Raw genomic sequence first — 19,876 nt, 5'->3', positions numbered from 1 at the left:
AATCCGTCAGGTCATCATTTCCTTCGTCGCGGTCAGGCTCAGCTCGGGATAATCGCGGACGACCCGGTCGATGTCCCACTGCAGCCGCGTCAGATAGACGATATCTCCATCGTGATCATGGGCGATATGCTGCTTGTTGGCGTTAACAAATTTGTCGATCTCAACCTTGTTGCCACTGACCCAACGGGCCGAGGTGAACTGAGACGCCTCAAACCGCACAGGCAGGCCGTATTCCATCTCAATCCGGCTGGCGAGCACCTCGAATTGCAGCGCACCGACGACTCCGACGATGAAGCCCGACCCAATCGAAGGTTTGAATACCTTCGCGGCACCTTCCTCGGCGAACTGCATCAGGGCCTTTTCCAGATGCTTGGCCTTCAATGGGTCACCCGCGCGCACCGTTTGCAGCAATTCCGGTGCGAAGGAGGGGATGCCGGTTACCCGGATCGCCTCACCTTCGGTCAGCGTGTCGCCGATGCGCAACTGACCGTGGTTGGGAATGCCGATGATGTCTCCGGCCCAGGCTTCCTCGGCCAGTTCCCGGTCAGAGGCGAGGAACAGCACGGGGTTTGATATTGCCATCGGTTTCTTCGATCGCACATGCGTTAGCTTCATGCCACGTTTGAAATGGCCCGAGGCCATTCGGACAAAGGCCACCCGGTCGCGGTGTTTGGGGTCCATATTGGCCTGCACCTTGAACACGAAACCGGCGACCTTCTTTTCATCGGGCGCGATCTGACGGGGCTCAGCCGACTGAACCTGCGGCTGCGGACCATAGGCGCCGATACCCTCCATCAGTTCCTTGACGCCAAACGAGTTGATGGCCGAACCAAACCAGATCGGCGTCATGTGCCCTTCAAGCACCGCCTGAGGGTCGAGCTTGGGCAGCAATTCGCGTGCCATCTCAACCTCTTCCAGCAGCTTGTCGAGCAATTCAGCGGGCACATGCTCGGCCAGCTTAGGGTCATCCAGACCATTGATTTGGATGCTTTCGGCCACCTTGTTGCGGTCGGCGCGGTCCATCAGCTCAAGCCGGTCGCGCAGCATGTCGTAGCAGCCGATGAAATCGCGACCCACGCCGATAGGCCACGCGGCTGGCGTGACGTCGATCGCCAGCATTTCCTGAATTTCGTCGATGATCTCGAACGTATCCCGGCTTTCGCGGTCCATCTTGTTACAGAAGGTCAGGATCGGCAGATCGCGCAGGCGGCAGACCTCGAACAGTTTCTGCGTCTGGCTTTCCACACCTTTCGCACCGTCAATGACCATGACGGCGGCGTCTACGGCCGTCAGGGTGCGATAGGTGTCTTCGGAGAAATCCGAGTGGCCGGGTGTGTCCACAAGATTGAATCGGAAGTTCCCGTAGTCGAATGACATGGCCGAGGCTGAGACCGAGATACCGCGATCTTTCTCCATCTGCATGAAGTCCGACCGCGTCCGCCGTGCCTCACCCTTGGCCCGTACCTGTCCAGCCATCTGGATCGCGCCGCCGTACAGCAGAAACTTTTCCGTCAGCGTCGTCTTGCCCGCATCCGGGTGCGAGATGATAGCGAATGTCCGGCGACGAGCGATCTCGGGCGGCAGGGTGGGTTGGTTCGAAGTATCAAGCATAAGCGCGCGTATAGGCGGGGAATCCAACTGAGGCAAGACAAAGGGGGTGGTTCGAATCATGTGGCTGTGGCAATAAGAACATATAGTGAACAAAATATGGAGTGGACCAATGAATTTGAAAGAAATCGCAGACGAACTGGTTGCTGGATGCCGCGAGAACCGGGCCAAGGAGAACCTCGAGAAGCTTTATGCCTCGGATGCTGTTTCTGTTGAGGGACAGGATTTTGCGGGCATGGGGCGCGAGACGCACGGATTAGAAGCCATTCGTGGCAAGCACGAATGGTGGGAAGGCGCTCATGAAGTATCGGGCGCGTCCGTCAGTGGCCCGTACCCGCATGGTGACGACCGCTTTGCCGTGATCTTTGAAGTGCAGGGCAAGGTGAAAGAAACCGGTGAAAGCTTTGATATGCGTGAGGTCGGTGTTTATCACGTCGCCGATGGCAAGATCGTGCGTGAAGAGTTCTTTTATTAATCCGCAAGATCCCATTCTGGTCTTCTTTGCCGGGCCGATGTTAGATGTGTGCCGAAGATAGGGAGGGCCAGAATGGACTTGGGAATTCGCGGAAAACGTGCGCTGGTTTGTGCCAGCAGCAAAGGCTTGGGATTGGGCTGTGCCGAGGCGTTGGCCGAAGCCGGCGTTGATCTTGTGATGAACGCGCGCGGAGCCGAAACGTTGGAGGCTGAAGCCACGCGTTTGCGATCATCATATGGCGTTGCCGTGCAGACAGTGGCTTGTGATGTTACCACACCAGAGGGTCAGGCCGAGGTGATAAGTGCTGCGCAGGGTGCTGATATCCTTGTCACAAACGCGGGTGGCCCTCCGCCCGGCATGTGGTCGGACTGGGAGCGTGATGATTTCATCAAAGCACTGGATGCCAATATGCTGACACCCATAGCTTTCATGAAGGCTCTGCTGCCGGGCATGATGGATAAGGGCTGGGGTCGCGTGGTGAATATCACCTCGCAGTCGGTACGCGCGCCGATTGCGGTGCTGGGCCTGTCAAATGCGGCGCGAACTGGATTAACCGGCTATGTTGCGGGCACATCGCGCCAGGTGGCGCCACATGGCGTGACGATTAATAATCTGCTGCCAGGTATCCACGCCACCGACCGCGCGAACGCGCTGGATGGCGGGGTGTCAGAGCAGAAAGGTATTTCGATGGCCGAGGCACGGGCTGAACGCGCTGCAACCATCCCAGCGAGACGCTATGGCACGAGGGAAGAGTTTGGGGCGACCTGCGCGTTTCTATGCTCGCAACACGCCGGGTTCATTGTCGGGCAGAACATTTTGCTGGATGGTGGTGGCACCAATCTGACGATGTAGGTATGGCACAGAACTTTTCTCTGAAAGATCAGTTGTTCAACGCGGAAAAGGTAAGCTTTCTTGCGGGCTTGTTCGCCAATGCTGATTCCGATTTCAAGGAAGAAGCATTCGCGGCGAAAGTGATGTCGCGTTTGCCCGAGCTTGAACTGAAAGAGCGTATGGCGTGGATTGCAGAGTGTCTGCAAGAATCGGTGCCTGGCGATTTGCCGGCAGTGGCACCGATCATTCTGCGGGCGCTGCCGCCTCCGCTGGACCCCGCCAAAAGTGATGATGACTTCGGAGACTTTATCTTTGCGCCCTTGGGTGATTGGGTTTGTGCAATCGGCCTGGATCATCCCGCTTTGGCGCTGGATGTATTCGAAGAGCTGACCCAGCGATTTTCGATGGAATGGGCGATCCGCCCGTTCCTCAATCACCACTCCGAACTGGTCATGGCGCGGATGCAGGGCTGGTGCACCCATCCCAGCTATCACGTGCGTCGTCTGGTCAGCGAGGGCACGCGGCCTCGTTTACCGTGGGGGCAGGCCGTTGGCTTGGCAATGTCAGACCCATTGCCGTTATTGGACCGGTTGCACGGGGATCGGACGCGCTATGTGACGCGCTCGGTCGCCAATCATCTGAATGATATCACCAAGAAAGACCCCGATCTGGTGCTGGAATGTCTGCGGGATTGGGGCAAGGCAGGGCGGCAGGACAAGGATGAACTGAACTGGATGACATCTCATGCATTACGAGGCCTTGTGAAATCTGGGCATCCCAAGGCGATGAAGGTGCTTGGATACGATCCCGATGCAGATATTGCGGTTGAGATTCAGGTAAACGGTCCGGCCCGGATTGGTGAAGCGCTGGAGTTTGAAACCCGCCTGAGCGGCGCAGAAGATCAGCCAGTCTTGGTCGACTATATCGTTCATTTCCAACGACCTGGCGGAAAGATCTCACCCAAGGTTCACAAGTTGAAACAGGCCGCGCTTACAGGTGGTCAGTTGACACTTAGAAAGCGGCACAAGCTGAAGGGCAATGCAACAACGTTCAAGTTGGTTCCTGGGCCGCATCGGTTGGAGATTCAAGTGAACGGCCGCGTGCACGCAGGCGTGAATTTCGACCTGCTCGCCTGAGCCCTGTCACGGTTTCGTCAGATCGGGCGCTGGTGGATTGCGTGGTGTGGATTGCTGCACTAGCTGCAAAAGACCAGTGACAAAAGGATTGCCCCGATGAAGCACGAGGCTGTGCAGAACTACTATGGTGAGGTGTTGCAAGGCAGCGCGGATTTGCAAACAAATGCCTGCTGTACTCCGGATGATATGCCGGATCACTTCAAGAAAATTCTGTCGCAAATTCATGATGATGTGCTGACACGTTACTATGGATGCGGGCTGATTGCTCCGTTGGATCTGGTGGGAATGCGTATCCTGGATCTGGGCTGTGGTGCGGGGCGCGATGTGTATGCTTTATCCGCGATGGTCGGTGAAAAGGGCCGTGTCGTCGGCGTTGACATGACGCCTGAGCAGCTCGACGTGGCGCGTGCGCATCAGGACTATCACGCGATGGCATTCGGACATTCGGCCAGCAATGTCGAGTTTCACCACGGCTATATCGAAAAGCTGGATGAGCTGGACCTCGAACTGGGATCGTTCGATATCATCGTCTCAAACTGCGTGATCAATCTGGCGACCGACAAGGCTGCTGTGCTGCGCGGTGCGCATCGGCTGCTGAAAGAGGGTGGCGAGATGTATTTCTCGGACGTCTATGCCGACCGCCGGGTGCCCAAGGCGATGGCCGAGGATGAGATCCTGTATGGCGAATGCCTGTCGGGTGCGCTCTATTGGAACGATTTTCTGTCGATGTCGCGTGCTGCCGGATTTGGCGATCCCCGTCGGGTGACGCATCGTCCTTTGACGATCGAAAACCCAATTCTTGAAGAACGGGTCGCACCGCTGAGCTTTATCTCGGCCACCTACCGTCTTTTCAAGCTGCCGGAGTTGGAGCCTGCGTGCGAGGATTACGGTCAGGCTGTGATCTACAAGGGCACAGTGCCGCATGCGCCGCATGAATTTGTACTGGATGACCACCATACGATCGAGGCCGGCAAAGTATTCCCGGTCTGTGGCAACACATGGATGATGTTGCAAGACACCCGTTTTGCACGGCATTTTGAGTTCATCGGCGATTTTTCGACCCATTACGGGATATTCGAAGGCTGCGGCGGGGATAGCCCGTTTGTTGTACAGGGCGAAGCTGCCTCGACCGGGTGCTGCTGATCCCTTGCGCCTGATGGGCGGGGTTGTTATCCCCGCCTAAGCCCGATGGATTTGATCGGGAAAGGCAATGGGGTCCATCGGTGACAGTGACGACAACTCCTCCTCGATTGGAAATCCGCAATCTGATTGCGCGCTTTGGCGGGCGGACGGTCGTGGATGATGTATCGTTGACCGTACACGCGGGGCAGGTGACTTGCCTGCTGGGGCCTTCGGGCTGCGGAAAGTCGACCACATTGCGGATGATCGCGGGGGTCGAAATGCAGACCTCGGGCGAGATTTACGTCGATGGCAAGCTGATCTGTGACACGGTTTTCCGCGTACCGCCCGAACGGCGCGAGATTGGGCTGATGTTTCAGGATTTTGCGCTGTTTCCACATCTCAGCGTAGCGGATAACGTCGCGTTCGGCCTGAAAGGCAGCAAAGAGCAGAAACGCGCGCGGGTCGAGGAACTGCTGACCAAGGTCGATCTGATGCGGTTCATCGATGGATTTCCGCATCAGTTATCTGGGGGTGAGCAGCAGCGGGTTGCTCTGGCGCGTGCGTTGGCCCCACGCCCGCGGATCATGCTGATGGATGAGCCGTTCTCGGGCCTCGATAACCGTCTGCGCGACGGCATTCGGGACGAAACGCTCGCAGTCCTCAAAGAAGAGGACGCTGCTGTTCTGTTGGTCACGCATGAGCCGGACGAGGCGATGCGAATGGCTGATGAAATCGCGCTGATGCGGCGCGGCAAGATTGTGCAGCAGGGGGCGCCATACAATGTCTATACCCGGCCTGCAGACAAGGCAGCAGTTTCGTTTTTTAGTGATATCAATGTGTTGAAGGCTCAAGTTAATGGTGCGTTGGCGCATACTCCGTTTGGCCGTTTTCTTGCGCCCGGTGTGCCGGACGCGACCGATGTTGAAATCGTGTTTCGACCCCAGCACGTCAAGCTGGACTTCGACCGCAATGGCAAAGGGCCTGCGCCGACGCCGACAGACGGCATTGCCGCCCGAGGCGTGGTTGAGCGTGCTCGGTTTTTGGGAAATGAAAGCCTTGTCGAGTTTCGCATGGACTATGATGGCTCGATCCTGAAGGCGACGGTCCCGAACGTCTTTGTGCCCAAAGAGGGCCGCGTCATGTGGCTGACCATTCGCCGCGACCGGTGTTTTGTGTTCCCGGCCTGACGCTCAAATCCTGCATTTTCATCCAAGTGGTGCGTGAAAGCCTCAGATTGCGCATGTGCATTGCTTGTCGCAGCGCTGAGGCGGGTCTATCAAGGGCAAAACGAGGGGTGGACCGGGCATGCGAATTCTTCTGACCAATGATGACGGCATCAATGCGCCGGGACTGATTGTGCTTGAAGCGATCGCGGCTGAACTGGCCGGTCCCGATGGCGAGGTCTGGGTCGTCGCGCCTGCCTTTGAACAGTCAGGCGTGGGCCATTGCATTAGCTATACCCACCCAATGATGGTCGCCAAACTGGGTGAGCGTCGCTATGCCGCCGAAGGGTCTCCGGCGGATTGCGTGTTGGCCGGTTTGCACGACGTTATGAAGGACGCCCCGCCCGATCTGGTGTTGTCAGGGGTGAACCGGGGCAACAACTCGGCTGAAAACACGCTGTATTCGGGTACAATCGGCGGCGCGATGGAGGCGGCGTTGCAAGGTGTGCCCGCGATTGCCTTGTCTCAGTATTTCGGGCCGCGCAATCTGGGGCTGGACGATCCGTTTGAGGCGGCTGCCAAATTTGGGGCCAATCTGGTGCGCCGCATTCTTGATGCGACACCCGAGCAGCAGGGCGACTATCGTCTGTTCTATAATGTGAATTTCCCTCCGGTTCCCGCAGATGAGGTGCTGGGTACGCGCGTGGCCCCGCAGGGGTACCGGCGCGATACACATTTCTCTGTCGAGCCGCACAGCTCGCCCTCGGGTCGCCGGTTCCTTTGGATTAAGGGCGGGTATCAACATAACCCGACTGCTCCGGGCACGGATGCGGCGGTCAATCTGGAAGGATATATCTCGGTCACTCCGATGCGCGCTGATCTGACAGCATATGACACGCTCGAGGCGCTAAAGGTCATCGAATGACTGAACCAAGCGCAGAAACCATAATGCAGTTCCTGTTTGCCCTGCGCTCGCGCGGGGTGACGGATGCACGTGTACTGGCAGCGATGGAGCAGGTTGACCGGGGGCGGTTTGTCAAAGGCCTGTTCGCGGACCGGGCCTATGAGGACACTCCACTGCCTATTGCCTGTGGCCAGACCATCAGCCAGCCTTCGGTTGTGGGGCTGATGACGCAGGCGCTGCAGGTGCGTCCGCGTGATACGGTTCTAGAGGTCGGCACCGGCTCGGGCTATCAGGCGGCGATCCTATCCAAGCTGGCGCGCCGGGTCTACACGGTTGAGCGGCACAAGAGGCTGGTGCGCGAAACGGGAGAACTGTTCCGTGAGCTGGGGCTGACGAATGTGACCGCGATGCTGTCGGATGGATCATTTGGACTGTCCGAGCAGGCCCCGTTCGACCGTATCATTGTGACCGCGGCCGCCGAAGATCCTCCGGGGCCGCTCTTGGCGCAGTTGAAAATCGGCGGTATCATGGTGTTACCCGTGGGCCAGTCGGACGCGGTGCAGACCCTAATCCGGGTCACGCGCACTGAAACCGGTCTGGACTATGACGAATTGTTGCCGGTCCGTTTTGTGCCCTTGCTTGAGGGGCTGGGAAAAGACGGAGCGTGAAGGTATATTAGAGGCGCCAGAACCCCGGAGAACAGGGGCAGGTGTTGAGGACAGTAAAATGAGAGCAGTTTCCAAATCAGCAATGCGCCGCTATGCGACAGGTGTTGCCGCGCTGGCAATTCTGGCCGGGTGTGAAGGGCCATATGACTATGACCTGCGCGGCAATGTCGGCGGGTTTTCCACTGCAGATGCCGCCCTTGCAGCGACCGCCAACCGCCCGACGCCGGATGCGCGTGGCGTGATCACCTATCCGAACTATCAGGTCGCGGTAGCCCGCCGTGGGGATACAGTTGGCGATGTCGCCACCCGGATCGGCATGCCGGTGGCCGAATTGGCCCGGTTTAACGGATTGCAGCCAAATGACAGCCTGCGAGACGGTGAAGTTTTGGCCTTGCCGCGCTCGGTCGGTGGGACAAGCAATGTTGATATTGCGACCATTGCCGGAACCGCGATTGACGAGGCACCGGACACAGGATCTGTACAGACATCGACATTGGAGCCCGTGCAGCCTGCAGCGGCTCCGGCACCGGTTGCTACGGGGCCTGAGCCGATCCGGCACAAGGTCAAGCGGGGTGAGACAGCCTATACAATTTCGCGCCTCTATCAGGTGCCTGTGGAGTCTCTGGCAGAATGGAACGGTTTGGGACCAGACTTTATGGTGCGCGAAGACCAGTACCTGTTGATCCCGGTCAAGAATCAACCGGCACCTCGGGCAGCAGCGCCGGCCGCCACGGCAACTGCGGTAACCCAACCGGGCGAAGGCTCACCAACTCCTACGCCGCCGAGCGCGACGCAGCCATTGCCGGATGAGAAAGTTGCCGCGGCAACGCCTGCGCCGGATATCACAGCCGAGGCCCCGACCAATTCGGGAAGCTCGGCGCTGGCAAGTCCGGTGAGCGGCACCATCATTCGGACCTACAAGAAGGGTAAGAATGAGGGGATAGATATCGCCGCAGCGCCAGGCGCGTCGGTCAGTGCGGCCGAGGCAGGCACGGTCGCTGCGATCACCGCGGATGCGGATCAGGTTCCGATCATCGTTGTGAAACACAACAATGACTTGCTGACTGTTTATGCCAATGTCGACAATATCACCATCAAGAAAGGTGATCGGGTGCGACGGGGACAGAAGATCGCCTCGCTTCGCGGGGGCGACAATGCATATGTGCACTTCGAAGTGCGCAAAGGGTTCGAGTCGGTTGATCCCGAGCCTTACCTGAAGTGACCGAAATGGCCCGTTCCGGGCCATGCCTCCGGCGGAGGTATTTGGGGCCAGTTGAAGGACGGATCACGCATTGGGAACGTAGTCGCTGAGCCGTTTACCCGGTTCGTCAGTAAAGAGTTCCGGCAGAGGCGTGACGTTTTCTATCAGGTCGATGCGGAAGACGCGGAAGTCGTTGCGCAGCTCGCACCAGGCAGTCAGTGTCCAGACACGGCCCCAGTATTCCATATGTAGCGGTCGGATGGTGCGTTCGGTCAGCGCGCCGTCAATGCGACGGTAGCTGAGCTGCAATTTCTGGCGCGATTTGATCGCGGCGCGGATCGGGGCCATATGTGCCATTCCGCGTACGACATCAGCGAAGGGATAGACCGCGAATTTCCAGCTGTCGGCCTCGGCAATGACCTGCGTGGGCAAGACGGCGTCGATTTTCTCGGCCAGAGATTCCGCGGCGGATTTAAGATCGGGATCGGCGGCTTCGGCCACGATCGCCATGCCGAGGTTCAGAGCCTCAAGCTCGGCGGGTGTCAGGTTTAGCGGGGGCAGCGTGATCTGTTCACGCACCATGTAACCTACGCCGCGTTCGCCTTCTACAGGAACGCCCGAGGCCACCAACGTGTCCATATCGCGATAGATCGTACGGACCGACACCTCAAGTCGGTCCGCGATGTCCTGCGCGCGGTGCAAGTTACCATCGCGCAGGATCTGTATGATGTCGAACAGGCGGTCAGTGCGGCGCATGACACGCCGTCTGAGCCGCCCTTAGGCGGTCATGTTCCATAGCACGGTCTCGTGACGCATCTGGGCGCTGTCGGGGTTGATTACCGCCATCAGAGCGGGTGCAAAATCCTGTTGCATGAATGCAGCAGCGGCATCCTTTGCGGATTTCATATCGGTCCAGACGACATAGTCGGTCCAGCGGCCATCTTCGCCGTGGCTTAGCTGGCGGTGGGTAAAGCCGGGAGCCGCGCGGACGAAGGTTTCGGAGGCTTGGCTTAGCCTGACGAACTGTTCGGGCTTTGTGCCGTCGGCAAGGGTAAAGGTGACGATTTCTGCGACATGGGTCATGTGGTTCTCCGTAGACCAGGTTTCGATATCGTCCTTCTAGGTGATATCAACTGACATAAACCTGTCAGTTGAGAAATGCGAGTCCGCAAAAAACGCATGATCCGTTCAATTTTGCGCGCGGATTTGATCTGTCGCACTTTTGCTGATGCCCGTACGGGCGTAGACACGGGGCCAGACATATTCACGGCGCGCTGCGCCGACGTAGAAGGAGACAAGTCATGCTCAACAATATTGGCCTTCCGGGTATCCTGCTGATTGCTGTTGTGGTTCTCGTCCTATTTGGACGCGGCAAGATCAGCTCGCTGATGGGTGAAGTGGGTAAAGGCATTACCTCGTTCAAAAAAGGCATCAAGGAAGGTTCGGAAGAACTGGAGCAGGATGCGTCCGAGCTGGCCAAAGACGTCACGCCTGAGACTGACAAAGACAAGGTCTGAGCCTAGATGTTTGATCTGGGCTGGACCGAGCTTCTGGTCATCGGCATCGTCGCGTTGATCGTGGTGGGGCCAAAGGACCTGCCTGTACTGTTTCGCAATGTCGGACGGTTCGTCGGCAAGGCGCGCGGCATGGCGCGCGAATTCAGCACTGCAATGAACGAGGCTGCGGACGAAGCAGGCGTCAATGAGATCAAGAAGGGCCTGAACGCGGCGACCAACCCGGTTAGTACAGCGATGGACGGGATCAACGAAGCCGCGCGCGACGTGGCCAAATCCATCGACCCAACCAAGTTCGACCCTGACAGCGAGACCGGCAAGCTGGCCACCGAGCGAGCAGAGCAAGCCAAGAAGATCCAAGCCACAACGGCCCGCGCTGCCGCTGAGCGCAAGGCCAAGGAAGCCGCGGATGCGCTGGCCAAGGCGGAAGAGGCCGAAGCAGCGCTGAAAACCGAAAGCAAGACATGACCAAGACCGACGAGATCGAGGACAGCTCGGCACCCCTGATCGAGCACCTGGCCGAGCTACGTACGCGGCTGATCCACTGCGTTGTGGCGTTTCTGATCGGCATGATCATCTGTTTCACCGTGGCCACGCCACTATTCAACTTCCTCACGCAACCGCTATGTGAGGTGCTGACCGAGCGTGGACAGGATTGCGGGCTGATCTTCATCTCGCCGCAGGAAGGGTTCTTTGTAGCGATCAAGGTTTCGCTGCTGGGCGGGTTCATTCTGGCCTTTCCCTATATCGGGATGCAGATGTGGAGGTTCGTGGCGCCGGGCCTGTATAAGTCGGAAAAGAACGCGTTTCTGCCGTTCATGCTGGCCTCTCCCTTCATGTTCCTGCTGGGCGCAAGCTTCGCTTTTTATGTAGTCACGCCATTGGCCTATGACTTCTTCCTCGGTTTCCAGCAATTTGGAGCGGAAGGGGAAGCTGTAGCAGAAGGCGCAACCGCACCTTTGAGCGTGGTGTTTCAGGGTTCGGCGCAGGAATATCTCAACCTGACCATCAAGTTCATCGTGGCCTTTGGCCTGTGCTTTCAATTGCCCGTATTGCTGACACTGATGGGTAAGGCCGGACTTGTCAGTGCCGAAGGTCTGGGGGCAGTGCGTAAATATGCGGTGGTAGGCATTCTGGTGTTGGCTGCGATTGTCACACCGCCGGACGTGATCACCCAGATCATCCTCTTTGTCGTAGTTTACGGGCTCTATGAAATTTCAATATTCCTGGTCGCCCGTGTCGAGAAGAAGCGCGAAGAACAGTTGCGCGCCGATGGATACTACGACGATGAAGAGGCCGAAGCCGACGCAGACGTGATGCAGGATTACGAAGAGAACAAGTAACCTATTCCAATAGCTTTAAAGGCGCGCCCAAGGTAGGCGCGCCTTTTTCAATTGCTACTCTTGTTGTGTTGATCGGAACATGGTTGAACTCCGCCAGAACATCCCGGAGGAGCAGATGGACGACCAAGCCCTGAATCGCATTGCGGACGCGTTGGAACGCATGGCGCCCGCGCCGCTGGCGACACCTGATTTCAATGCGGCCCCGGCTTTCGTCTGGCATGTCGAGCCTGACCGGCTGGAACCCGTCACACAGGTCAATCGGGTCGACCTTGATCTATTGGTGGGGATCAACCGCTCCCGCGATACGTTGCTGGACAACACGCGCCGCTTTGCTGCGGGTTACAAGGCTAATAACGCGCTCTTGTGGGGCGCGCGCGGAATGGGGAAATCCAGCCTCGTCAAAGCGGTGCACGGTACGTTGCAGGATGAGCATCCTGACCTGAAACTGGTCGAATTGCAGCGCGAGGATATGGGCTCGGTCGCGCGTTTGCTGAACCACCTGCGTGCCGCGCCGCACAGGTTCATCCTGTTTTGCGATGATTTGTCGTTCAGCCACGATGATCAGCATTACAAATCGCTCAAGGCCGTGCTGGACGGCGGTATCGAAGGTCGCCCGGAAAACGTTGTGTTCTACGCCACATCAAACCGCCGCCACCTGATGCCGCGCGACATGATCGAAAACGAACGCTCCAGCGCCATTAATCCGTCCGAGGCGGTCGAGGAGAAGGTCTCACTCTCTGACCGTTTCGGCCTGTGGCTGGGGTTCCACCCCTGCGATCAGGACGAATATCTAGCGATGATCGATCGCTACTGCGCCGCTCATGGCGTCAAGGTTGATCCCGAAACTCTGCGCGCCGAAGCCATCGAGTGGCAAGCCACACGGGGGGCACGCTCGGGCCGCGTCGCCTGGCAATTCTTCGTCGACCTCGCCGGGCGAAACGGCGTCCATATCGGTTAGTCCGCGCGCTTCATCTGGCCAGAAATACCTCCGCCGGAGGCATGGCCCGTCAGGGCCATTCTCACAACAGTGCTATAATCCGCGCCGCCTCATCCGCAGTGCTGGTTAATACATCCCGATCCTCACCGGGATGGAAACGTGCACGGACAGCGGTCGGCATCGGTGCAGGCTCAACAATCGATACGCGCGGTCCCGTCCGTGCGGTCTCGGTCGCCCAACTGCGAGCCAGCGCCATCTGTGCCGCTTTGGTGGCGCCGTAGATGCCATAGAACTTCTCGCCTGCCTTCGGGTCATCGAAGAACACGGCATGGCCAGTTTCGCCCAACAAAGGCGAGACATACGGGATCAGAACCGAGGTGGCGTTTGCATTGATGCTGACTGCCTTGTTCCATTCCTTCGGATCAACGAAATGCACTGGCGTCAGGGCTGAGGTATGGATTGCAGTATGCAACCACAAATCGATCTTGCCCCAGCGATCGTGAATGCCCCGGCACAGGGTCGCCATCGCATTGGGATCGGTGATGTCCATGGGGGCCAGAGTGGCCGAGCCACCCTTCGCCTGGATGCGGTCATCCAGCTCTTCCAGCCCGCCCTGAGTGCGAGCGACAGCGACGATGTGATAGTCGGGGGCCAGCGCTTCGGCCAGCGCCGCGCCCAACCCGCGAGAAGCCCCGGTGATAAGGGCGATTTTGGTCTGATCGGTCATGAGGGGGGTTTGAACCTGCACGCGCAGGGCGTCAAGTCAGGATCAGCTGCCGGGGATGTCGATCCTTCGGTTCTGGCCGCTTTGTCGCAGCACAACACCATTTTCATCAATGGCGACGACCTTACCCGGGCCGACACGACTGCCGGGTTTCACTTTCTTAATGCGCCCCGACGACATGCGGACCAGGGCTTGCAGGTCCGCCTTGGGCCCAAAAATGCCCAATACCGAGACCGCGTTCTTCTTGAGCGCCCCCGCCTGTGTGGCGGCGCTTTTCACCGTTGCGTTTGCCATGATCTGTGGCCGAGCTGCGCGCCCGGACCCCGTTTTGTGAGTGGTTTTCGGCATTCGGGTAACACGGGCTTTGCCGGACCAAAAGGCCGGCAGCACTCGGTTCGGAGCGGTTCGAATGCCGCATACCGAACCCTTTGCAAATGCAGCCTGTTCAGCAATAGGTTGTCGGCGGATTCTGACCTATGGCCGCTAGCGCAAGTCTCTTGGCCGACGCCTCAGGACAAAGCGATTCGCCCGATCACCCCGAGGCAAGTTTCGCCGCGTTCCACGAACTGCCGACCACCTGCATATCCTCACGCTTTTTGCTGACCCGACTGCTGTTTTCCAGACTGCCCAGATATTCCTCGTCGACGCCGGTGACGTAGTTGCCGTCAAAGCAGGAACAGTCAAAAGCTTCGATCTCGGGGTTGCCTTCCTTGGCAGCCCAGATCAGATCGTCGAGATGTTGGTAGAACAGCGCATCCGCACCCAGTTCTTCGCGAATCTCCTCGATCTCTTTGCCATTCGCGACAAGCTCGTGTCGTGTGGGCATATCGATGCCATAGACATTGGGGTATTTCACCGGTGGCGAGGCGCTGGCGATGTAGACCTTTTTGGCGCCGGCCTCACGGCACATCTGGACGATCTTTTTGATTGTATTGCCGCGCACGATCGAATCGTCGATCAGCAGTACGTTATGACCGTCAAACTCCAAAGGCACCGCGTTCAGTTTGCGACGCACGGATTTCTGCCGTTCTTCCTGGCCCGGCATGATGAAGGTGCGGCCAACATAACGGTTCTTAACAAGCCCCTCGCGATAGGGAATGCCTGTGATCTTTGCGGCCTCAAGCGCGACAGGGCGGGCGCTATCTGGCACAGGGATGATCCGGTCGATCTCAAGTCCCGAGTCCTGAATTTGCTTGGCCAGCGTCTGCCCCATGCGCATCTGGGTTTTGTAAACCGATACCCCATCCAGCAGCGAATCTGGTCGGGCCAGATAGACATACTCGAAGATGCAGGGTGTCAGTTTACCTTCAACGGCCTGGAACTCGTGCATATTGCCGTCGAGGTCGATAAGGATCGCCTCGCCGGGACCTAGGTCGCGCAGCTTGTCAAAACCGTTGATGCCGAATGCCACATCTTCGGAAGCAAAGGCATAATCATCGCCGTCACCAGTTGCAGCACGCTTGGCAACAGACAAAGGTCGGATGCCGTAAGGATCGCGGAAGGCCAGCATCCCGACGCCCGCGACGAGGCAGATCACCGAATACGCCCCCTGAACCCGCTCCATCGTCATTTTGACACCGGCAAACAGGTTGCGGATCGGATCAGCATTACCATTGACCTTGATCGCATCAGCGACCTTGTCGGCCAGCACGTTCAGTAGAACCTCGGAATCCGAGGTGGTGCGCAGGTGGCGGCTGTATTTGGCAGTTACCTTTTCGCGTTGTTCTTCGGTATTGGTGATGTTGCCGTTGTGAACCAGATAGATGCCATAAGGCGCGTTCACAAAAAATGGTTGCGCCTCGGCCGCGCTGAGCGAGCCAGCGGTTGGATAGCGGACATGGCCCATGCCGACCTTTCCCAACAGGGTTTCGGCGTCACTGGCATTGAACACGTCTTTGACGAGACCATTTGCTTTCTTCTCACGGAAGAACTCGCCGTTGTAGGTGACGATCCCCGAGGCGTCCTGACCTCGGTGCTGAAGCATCAGCAAGCCGTCATAGATTTCCGCAAAGACATCATGTGTCCGGCTTGCGATCCCCAAAATCCCACACATACACGGGCTCCAATTTCTATGACTTGCTTAGGATGGCGTTCAGGTCGGATCGGGTGCGGACGGGTATCTGAATGGTGTGTTTTGGTCCGTTTGCACGGGACTCAGGCACAAGCACGAAAGCGGCTAGCGCATAAGAAAACAGATACAGCAAGGTCGGCAGCTCCGATTCCATGTCGGTATGGCCTCCACATAATGCCAAACGATGCGTGTGTCATCAAAGGATCACATTCGCGATTTGACGCAGGTGCGAATTGTACACGCCGCGGGTTTAGGATGACAAATGTACAGACCTATGCTGTCATATCATTACGAAGGTTTTTTGCATGCAGTCCGGCAATACCTGGTGGAGCAGACGCCATGTGGCAACACAAGCAAAACACACCGAAGGACAAACCTGTCAAGCGGCGTTGCCACCGATGTCGTGGGGCAGGGCGCGCACCCTGCGAGATCTGCAAGGGAACCGGTGAAGTGATCAAGAGCCGAGACCAGTATGGCAAGCCGATCTCAAGCAGATGTGACGGATGCTTTGGCCTGAAGACCATCCGTTGCAATATTTGTGGTGGCGAAGGGTTTATCTGATTTTTCCGAACCAAACGCAAAAAAAGCCCGGCTGAAACCGGGCTTCTCGTTGGAATTTGGTTTGATTAGCCCTCAGAGGCGTTGTCGGCGGTGCAGCTTGCGACCAGCTCTTCGTACTGGGCGGTAACCCAACCCAGCGCCGCCTCGGGGTTTTGTTCTTCGATCTGTCCGCTGAACTGTTCGAACACTTTGGCAGAGCGGCTTTCATCAACCATGGTATAAGACTGGCCGGTCATCACCGTGTCGTAGACAAAGAACGCGATGGCAACCAACAGGATGCCGCGGGCGATGCCGAAGAAGAAGCCAAGCGCCTGATCCAGCCCACCAAGCGCGGAACGCTGCACCAGTGAAGAGAATAGCGGCGTGAAGATGCTGACTACGATCAGTGCAATGGCGAAGACGGCGGCAAAGCCGGTAATCACCGAAAGCTCACAACTGTCGCGCAGGAATTCACCGACCACTGGCACTTCTTTGACCAGCGGCACAGCCTGCGGCGCAAAGATGAATGCTAGAACTGCCGCGGCGACCCAACCTGCGATGGCCAAAACCTCGCGCATGAAACCGCGCGAATAGGCCAGCAAGCCCGACAGCACGATGATCAGGGCCACAGCCCCGTCAATTATTGTAAAACCTTCCATGGCCCTCGCCTGTTCGTTTTCTGCCCCTCAAGGCGCGACTTTACCCTGCTCCGAAGGTTTCGCCAACAAACCCCACCAAATCAGAGGGTCGGGTGAGTGTCAGACCTGCCACAGTGCCAGTTTTGCCACCTGCCGGAGCAATTGCCGCTGTGAAACCAAGTTTTTGCGCTTCTTTCAACCTGTTTTCGGTCTGCGGGGCTGGTCTAAGTGCCCCGGATAGCGAGATTTCTCCGAAAACGACCGTATCGGCAGGCAGGGCGGTGTCTTCACGAGCGCTGAGCAGTGCAGCAGCAACGGCGAGGTCAGCGGCGGGTTCGCTGACTTTCAGCCCTCCGGCGACGTTCAGATAGACATCGAGCCCGGCAAAGGGGATGCCGCAGCGTGCTTCGAGCACTGCAAGGATCATGGCGAGCCGCCCGCTATCCCATCCGACAACTGTGCGGCGGGGCTGGGAATGGGGGGACGGCGCCACCAGTGCTTGCAATTCGACCAGCACGGGGCGGGTGCCTTCGATACCTGCGAATACGGCGGAACCTGGGCTGGGCTTACCGCGTTCCGATAGGAACAGGGCCGAGGGGTTGGTGACTTGCGCCAGCCCTTTGCCGGTCATTTCGAAGACGCCGATCTCATCCGCTGGGCCAAAGCGGTTCTTAACGGCGCGCAGGATGCGGAACTGGTGCCCGCGTTCGCCTTCGAAGTAAAGCACGGTGTCGACCATATGTTCGACTACACGGGGGCCAGCGATCTGGCCTTCTTTGGTGACGTGGCCAACCATGATGATCGATACGCCGTGGCGTTTTGCAAATGTCGTCAGCTCATGCGCTGCGGCGCGCACCTGCGACACCGAGCCCGGCGCGCTGTCGACATTATCGGCCCACATCGTCTGGATCGAGTCGATGATGGCGAGGCCGGGTTTTTCTGCCTCTAGCGTCGTGAGGATGTCCCGAAGGTTGGTTTCAGCGGCCAATTGCACCGGCGACTCTTCCAGACCTAACCGGCGCGCGCGCATCCTAACCTGTGCGCTGGCCTCCTCGCCCGAGACGTAGATGGTTTTGACACCTTTGCGGGCAAAACGTGCTGCAGCTTGCAGTAAGAGGGTCGATTTGCCAATGCCGGGGTCACCGCCCACCAGCAGCGCCGATGCAGGGACAAGGCCGCCGCCGAGGACACGGTCCAATTCTTCAACACCGCAGAGGGTGCGGGGCGGGGGTGTTTCCTCGGTCGAGAGGTCGGTGAGCGCGATGGATTGACCGCGCTTGCCCCCGAGCGACTTCTTGGCTGGTCCCGCCGAGAGCGGGGCTTCCTGAACGATGGTGTTCCATTCGCCGCAGCCGTCGCAGCGGCCTGACCATCGTGTATGTGAGGCACCGCAGGCGGAGCAGGTGAAGGATTGTGTCTTTGCCATGTCGCCCTTGGTGCCCGAGGAAGGGCGGTTCTTCAAGCCCTTGCGGGCTTTCCTCACCGCCGGTGGCGCGCCACGTCCTCAGGCCCTTCGGGCCATCGTCCGCTGCGGGCGCTAGACGCGCCTATTCCGCGGCACGCGGCGGGGTCATCGCGACCACGCTGCCCGGTGTTTGATCGTCCGTGGGGGATTGCAATTGCGCCGACAGTTCCGGAAGCAGATCGAACAGCTCATCCCTGAGGCGCGCGAGTTGCGATTTGGCGATGGATTCCTCGATCTCGATGTCTCGGGTCCATTGGCGCAGCTCGTGCTGGATGATTTGGGCTTCCTCGATGCGCTGCTGGAATTGTTCGACCTCTTCCTGACGTTGCCGCAGGAAGGCACGGGCGCGTTCGACCTTTGTGTCCCCATAGGTCTCGGCCAGTTCCTGACTGATCTGGCTCATCTGAGCAGCCAGTTCCAGCACCTGCGGTTCGAGCCCCTGCAAATCGGGGTGATCGCGCAGGAAGGCCATGCGCTCTTTCACCGCGTCGAATTCGGAGGCCAGCGCAAAGGCGCCGCTGCGGTCGGCGGCATGGGCGACCTGATAGGCCCCGGCCACGTCCTGCATATTCATTGTGAACTTACGATGGGTGTTTTCAAGCGCCATCATGCGGGCGTTCGATGGCAGATAGAAGACCAGCATCAGGATCAGGGCGGTTAATCCGATCTGAATATAGATGCCTGCGTCAATTGTTGCACCGTTGCTGAGACCGGCCTGCAACGAGAGCCAGGGCAGGATACCAAACGCGGATAAAATGGTGGTCGTCACCGCGAACAATGCTGCGGCGCAGATCAAGAAAAAAGTGAGCCTTAATAAGGTATTCTGAAATTGCAATGTTATTGTGTGGAGGGCGGCCATGATCGTCGTTCTCCTTCTTCAACCGGTACAAAAACCGGGCCGAAGCGGAAGGTTAAACAGACGCGAAGTGATCCGCTACGGACCCATAAACTACAAAATTTACTGCTCGAAATATTAAGATGATACTCAGAAATCTGTTTTCAATCAATTAGGTCTGAGGTTTTCGTGATCCAAATGTCATCTCTGTAATATGGCCCAGTGCAAGTGAAGCCAGAATGCAGCCGGTAAACAGGTAGAGACCCCATGCGGTTTCGATGGTGGCGTATGAGATGCCTTTGGCCAACGTGATGTAAAGCGCGATGAGGAAGATATCGGCCATTGCCAGCTTGCCGAGGATGTTGAGCGCGGGCTGAACGCGCGGGTCCAGCAGGTTCCATTGGATCAGCGCGGTGCCGATGGTTTTGACGTAGGGCGCGAAGAGGGCGAAGACGGTAACGATCAACGCGAGGAAGATGTCGGACTTCCACAAGGACTGGAGCCCGGTGATGACGCTGATTTCACTGAGGCCGAAGATCGGGAGCAGACCGGCGCGCATCAGCGGGGCGAACCACGCGATGGGGTAGAGGATCAGGAGGGATAGGGTGGCAAGGCGGAGGATCATGAACAAGATTTTGGTAAGGCAATTGAATACTTAATGAGTGGAGGTATCTGCGGCAAGTTCTGAGTTGCCGTCGCTT

23 protein-coding genes are annotated in these 19,876 nt (G+C 58.1%); 12 read left to right on the top strand and 11 right to left on the bottom strand.

Annotated elements, in window-relative coordinates:
* Positions 1-6 precede the first annotated feature (6 nt).
* Positions 7-1,611, bottom strand: a complete 1,605-nt coding sequence (locus tag ACR0CZ_RS12130; protein WP_170396785.1) for a peptide chain release factor 3 — start codon at positions 1,609-1,611, stop codon at positions 7-9.
* A gap of 109 nt (positions 1,612-1,720) precedes the next feature.
* On the opposite strand from ACR0CZ_RS12130, the gene ACR0CZ_RS12125 reads away from it, so the two are divergent.
* The 8 genes from ACR0CZ_RS12125 (at position 1,721) to ACR0CZ_RS12090 (ending at position 9,129) form a co-directional block, all read left to right on the top strand.
* Positions 1,721-2,083, top strand: a complete 363-nt coding sequence (locus ACR0CZ_RS12125) for a SnoaL-like domain-containing protein (protein ID WP_170396787.1) — start codon at positions 1,721-1,723, stop codon at positions 2,081-2,083.
* Between the two features lie 72 nt (positions 2,084-2,155).
* The gene (locus ACR0CZ_RS12120) at positions 2,156-2,935 is read left to right on the top strand and encodes an SDR family oxidoreductase (RefSeq protein WP_170396789.1); all 780 of its coding nucleotides are present in this window, start codon (positions 2,156-2,158) and stop codon (positions 2,933-2,935) included.
* Between the two features lie 2 nt (positions 2,936-2,937).
* The gene (locus tag ACR0CZ_RS12115; protein ID WP_170396791.1) at positions 2,938-4,050 is read left to right on the top strand and encodes a hypothetical protein; all 1,113 of its coding nucleotides are present in this window, start codon (positions 2,938-2,940) and stop codon (positions 4,048-4,050) included.
* Between the two features lie 96 nt (positions 4,051-4,146).
* Positions 4,147-5,193, top strand: coding sequence for a methyltransferase domain-containing protein (locus tag ACR0CZ_RS12110; protein ID WP_170396793.1), 1,047 nt, complete (start codon positions 4,147-4,149; stop codon positions 5,191-5,193).
* Between the two features lie 80 nt (positions 5,194-5,273).
* On the top strand, positions 5,274-6,359 hold the full coding sequence (locus ACR0CZ_RS12105; protein WP_170396795.1) for an ABC transporter ATP-binding protein: 1,086 nt from the start codon (positions 5,274-5,276) through the stop codon (positions 6,357-6,359).
* Positions 6,360-6,477: 118 nt separating this feature from the next.
* Positions 6,478-7,260 (top strand): 5'/3'-nucleotidase SurE, encoded by a 783-nt coding sequence (gene surE, locus ACR0CZ_RS12100; protein ID WP_170396797.1) that lies wholly within the window; start codon positions 6,478-6,480, stop codon positions 7,258-7,260.
* Complete coding sequence (locus ACR0CZ_RS12095; RefSeq protein WP_170396799.1) at positions 7,257-7,907, top strand: protein-L-isoaspartate(D-aspartate) O-methyltransferase; 651 nt, start codon at positions 7,257-7,259, stop codon at positions 7,905-7,907. The genes surE and ACR0CZ_RS12095 overlap by 4 nt, the downstream gene beginning before the upstream one ends.
* A gap of 58 nt (positions 7,908-7,965) precedes the next feature.
* Positions 7,966-9,129, top strand: coding sequence for a peptidoglycan DD-metalloendopeptidase family protein (locus tag ACR0CZ_RS12090; RefSeq protein ID WP_170396801.1), 1,164 nt, complete (start codon positions 7,966-7,968; stop codon positions 9,127-9,129).
* A gap of 63 nt (positions 9,130-9,192) precedes the next feature.
* On the opposite strand, the gene ACR0CZ_RS12085 is transcribed toward ACR0CZ_RS12090, so the two are convergent.
* The gene (locus ACR0CZ_RS12085) at positions 9,193-9,864 is read right to left on the bottom strand and encodes a helix-turn-helix transcriptional regulator (protein ID WP_170396803.1); all 672 of its coding nucleotides are present in this window, start codon (positions 9,862-9,864) and stop codon (positions 9,193-9,195) included.
* A gap of 21 nt (positions 9,865-9,885) precedes the next feature.
* Positions 9,886-10,191, bottom strand: coding sequence for a hypothetical protein (locus ACR0CZ_RS12080; RefSeq protein ID WP_480536931.1), 306 nt, complete (start codon positions 10,189-10,191; stop codon positions 9,886-9,888).
* A gap of 218 nt (positions 10,192-10,409) precedes the next feature.
* On the opposite strand from ACR0CZ_RS12080, the gene ACR0CZ_RS12075 reads away from it, so the two are divergent.
* From ACR0CZ_RS12075 to ACR0CZ_RS12060, 4 genes are all read left to right on the top strand, one after another.
* Complete coding sequence (locus ACR0CZ_RS12075) at positions 10,410-10,625, top strand: twin-arginine translocase TatA/TatE family subunit (RefSeq protein ID WP_010440381.1); 216 nt, start codon at positions 10,410-10,412, stop codon at positions 10,623-10,625.
* Positions 10,626-10,631: 6 nt separating this feature from the next.
* Entirely contained in the window at positions 10,632-11,090 is a 459-nt protein-coding gene (gene tatB / locus ACR0CZ_RS12070; RefSeq protein ID WP_170396807.1) for a Sec-independent protein translocase protein TatB, read from the top strand.
* Entirely contained in the window at positions 11,087-11,965 is an 879-nt protein-coding gene (tatC, locus tag ACR0CZ_RS12065) for a twin-arginine translocase subunit TatC (protein ID WP_170396809.1), read from the top strand. The genes tatB and tatC overlap by 4 nt, the downstream gene beginning before the upstream one ends.
* A gap of 115 nt (positions 11,966-12,080) precedes the next feature.
* Positions 12,081-12,923: an ATP-binding protein gene (locus tag ACR0CZ_RS12060; protein ID WP_170396985.1), complete on the top strand. Its 843-nt coding sequence runs from the start codon at positions 12,081-12,083 to the stop codon at positions 12,921-12,923.
* Positions 12,924-12,984: 61 nt separating this feature from the next.
* Here the strand turns inward: ACR0CZ_RS12060 and ACR0CZ_RS12055 are convergent, their stop codons facing one another.
* The 8 genes from ACR0CZ_RS12055 to ACR0CZ_RS12020 all read right to left on the bottom strand — a co-directional run bounded on the left by ACR0CZ_RS12055 (position 12,985) and on the right by ACR0CZ_RS12020 (position 19,800).
* Positions 12,985-13,629 (bottom strand): SDR family NAD(P)-dependent oxidoreductase, encoded by a 645-nt coding sequence (locus ACR0CZ_RS12055; protein ID WP_170396811.1) that lies wholly within the window; start codon positions 13,627-13,629, stop codon positions 12,985-12,987.
* A gap of 42 nt (positions 13,630-13,671) precedes the next feature.
* On the bottom strand, positions 13,672-13,920 hold the full coding sequence (locus ACR0CZ_RS12050) for a hypothetical protein (RefSeq protein WP_170396813.1): 249 nt from the start codon (positions 13,918-13,920) through the stop codon (positions 13,672-13,674).
* 238 nt (positions 13,921-14,158) lie between these two features.
* A complete protein-coding gene (gene purF, locus ACR0CZ_RS12045) occupies positions 14,159-15,679 on the bottom strand; it encodes an amidophosphoribosyltransferase (RefSeq protein WP_170396815.1) in 1,521 nt (506 codons plus the stop codon).
* Positions 15,680-15,695: 16 nt separating this feature from the next.
* Entirely contained in the window at positions 15,696-15,851 is a 156-nt protein-coding gene (locus ACR0CZ_RS12040) for a hypothetical protein (RefSeq protein WP_170396817.1), read from the bottom strand.
* Between the two features lie 472 nt (positions 15,852-16,323).
* Entirely contained in the window at positions 16,324-16,896 is a 573-nt protein-coding gene (locus ACR0CZ_RS12035; protein WP_170396819.1) for a CvpA family protein, read from the bottom strand.
* Positions 16,897-16,936: 40 nt separating this feature from the next.
* Positions 16,937-18,301, bottom strand: a complete 1,365-nt coding sequence (gene radA / locus ACR0CZ_RS12030; RefSeq protein ID WP_170406458.1) for a DNA repair protein RadA — start codon at positions 18,299-18,301, stop codon at positions 16,937-16,939.
* Positions 18,302-18,422: 121 nt separating this feature from the next.
* Positions 18,423-19,199 (bottom strand): DNA repair protein, encoded by a 777-nt coding sequence (locus ACR0CZ_RS12025; RefSeq protein WP_170465292.1) that lies wholly within the window; start codon positions 19,197-19,199, stop codon positions 18,423-18,425.
* Between the two features lie 148 nt (positions 19,200-19,347).
* Complete coding sequence (locus ACR0CZ_RS12020) at positions 19,348-19,800, bottom strand: paraquat-inducible protein A (protein ID WP_170465294.1); 453 nt, start codon at positions 19,798-19,800, stop codon at positions 19,348-19,350.
* Positions 19,801-19,876: the final 76 nt, after the last annotated feature.

This window comes from Ruegeria sp. H9, from assembly GCF_056532915.1.
This window is presented reverse-complemented; position numbering and strand designations above follow the sequence as displayed.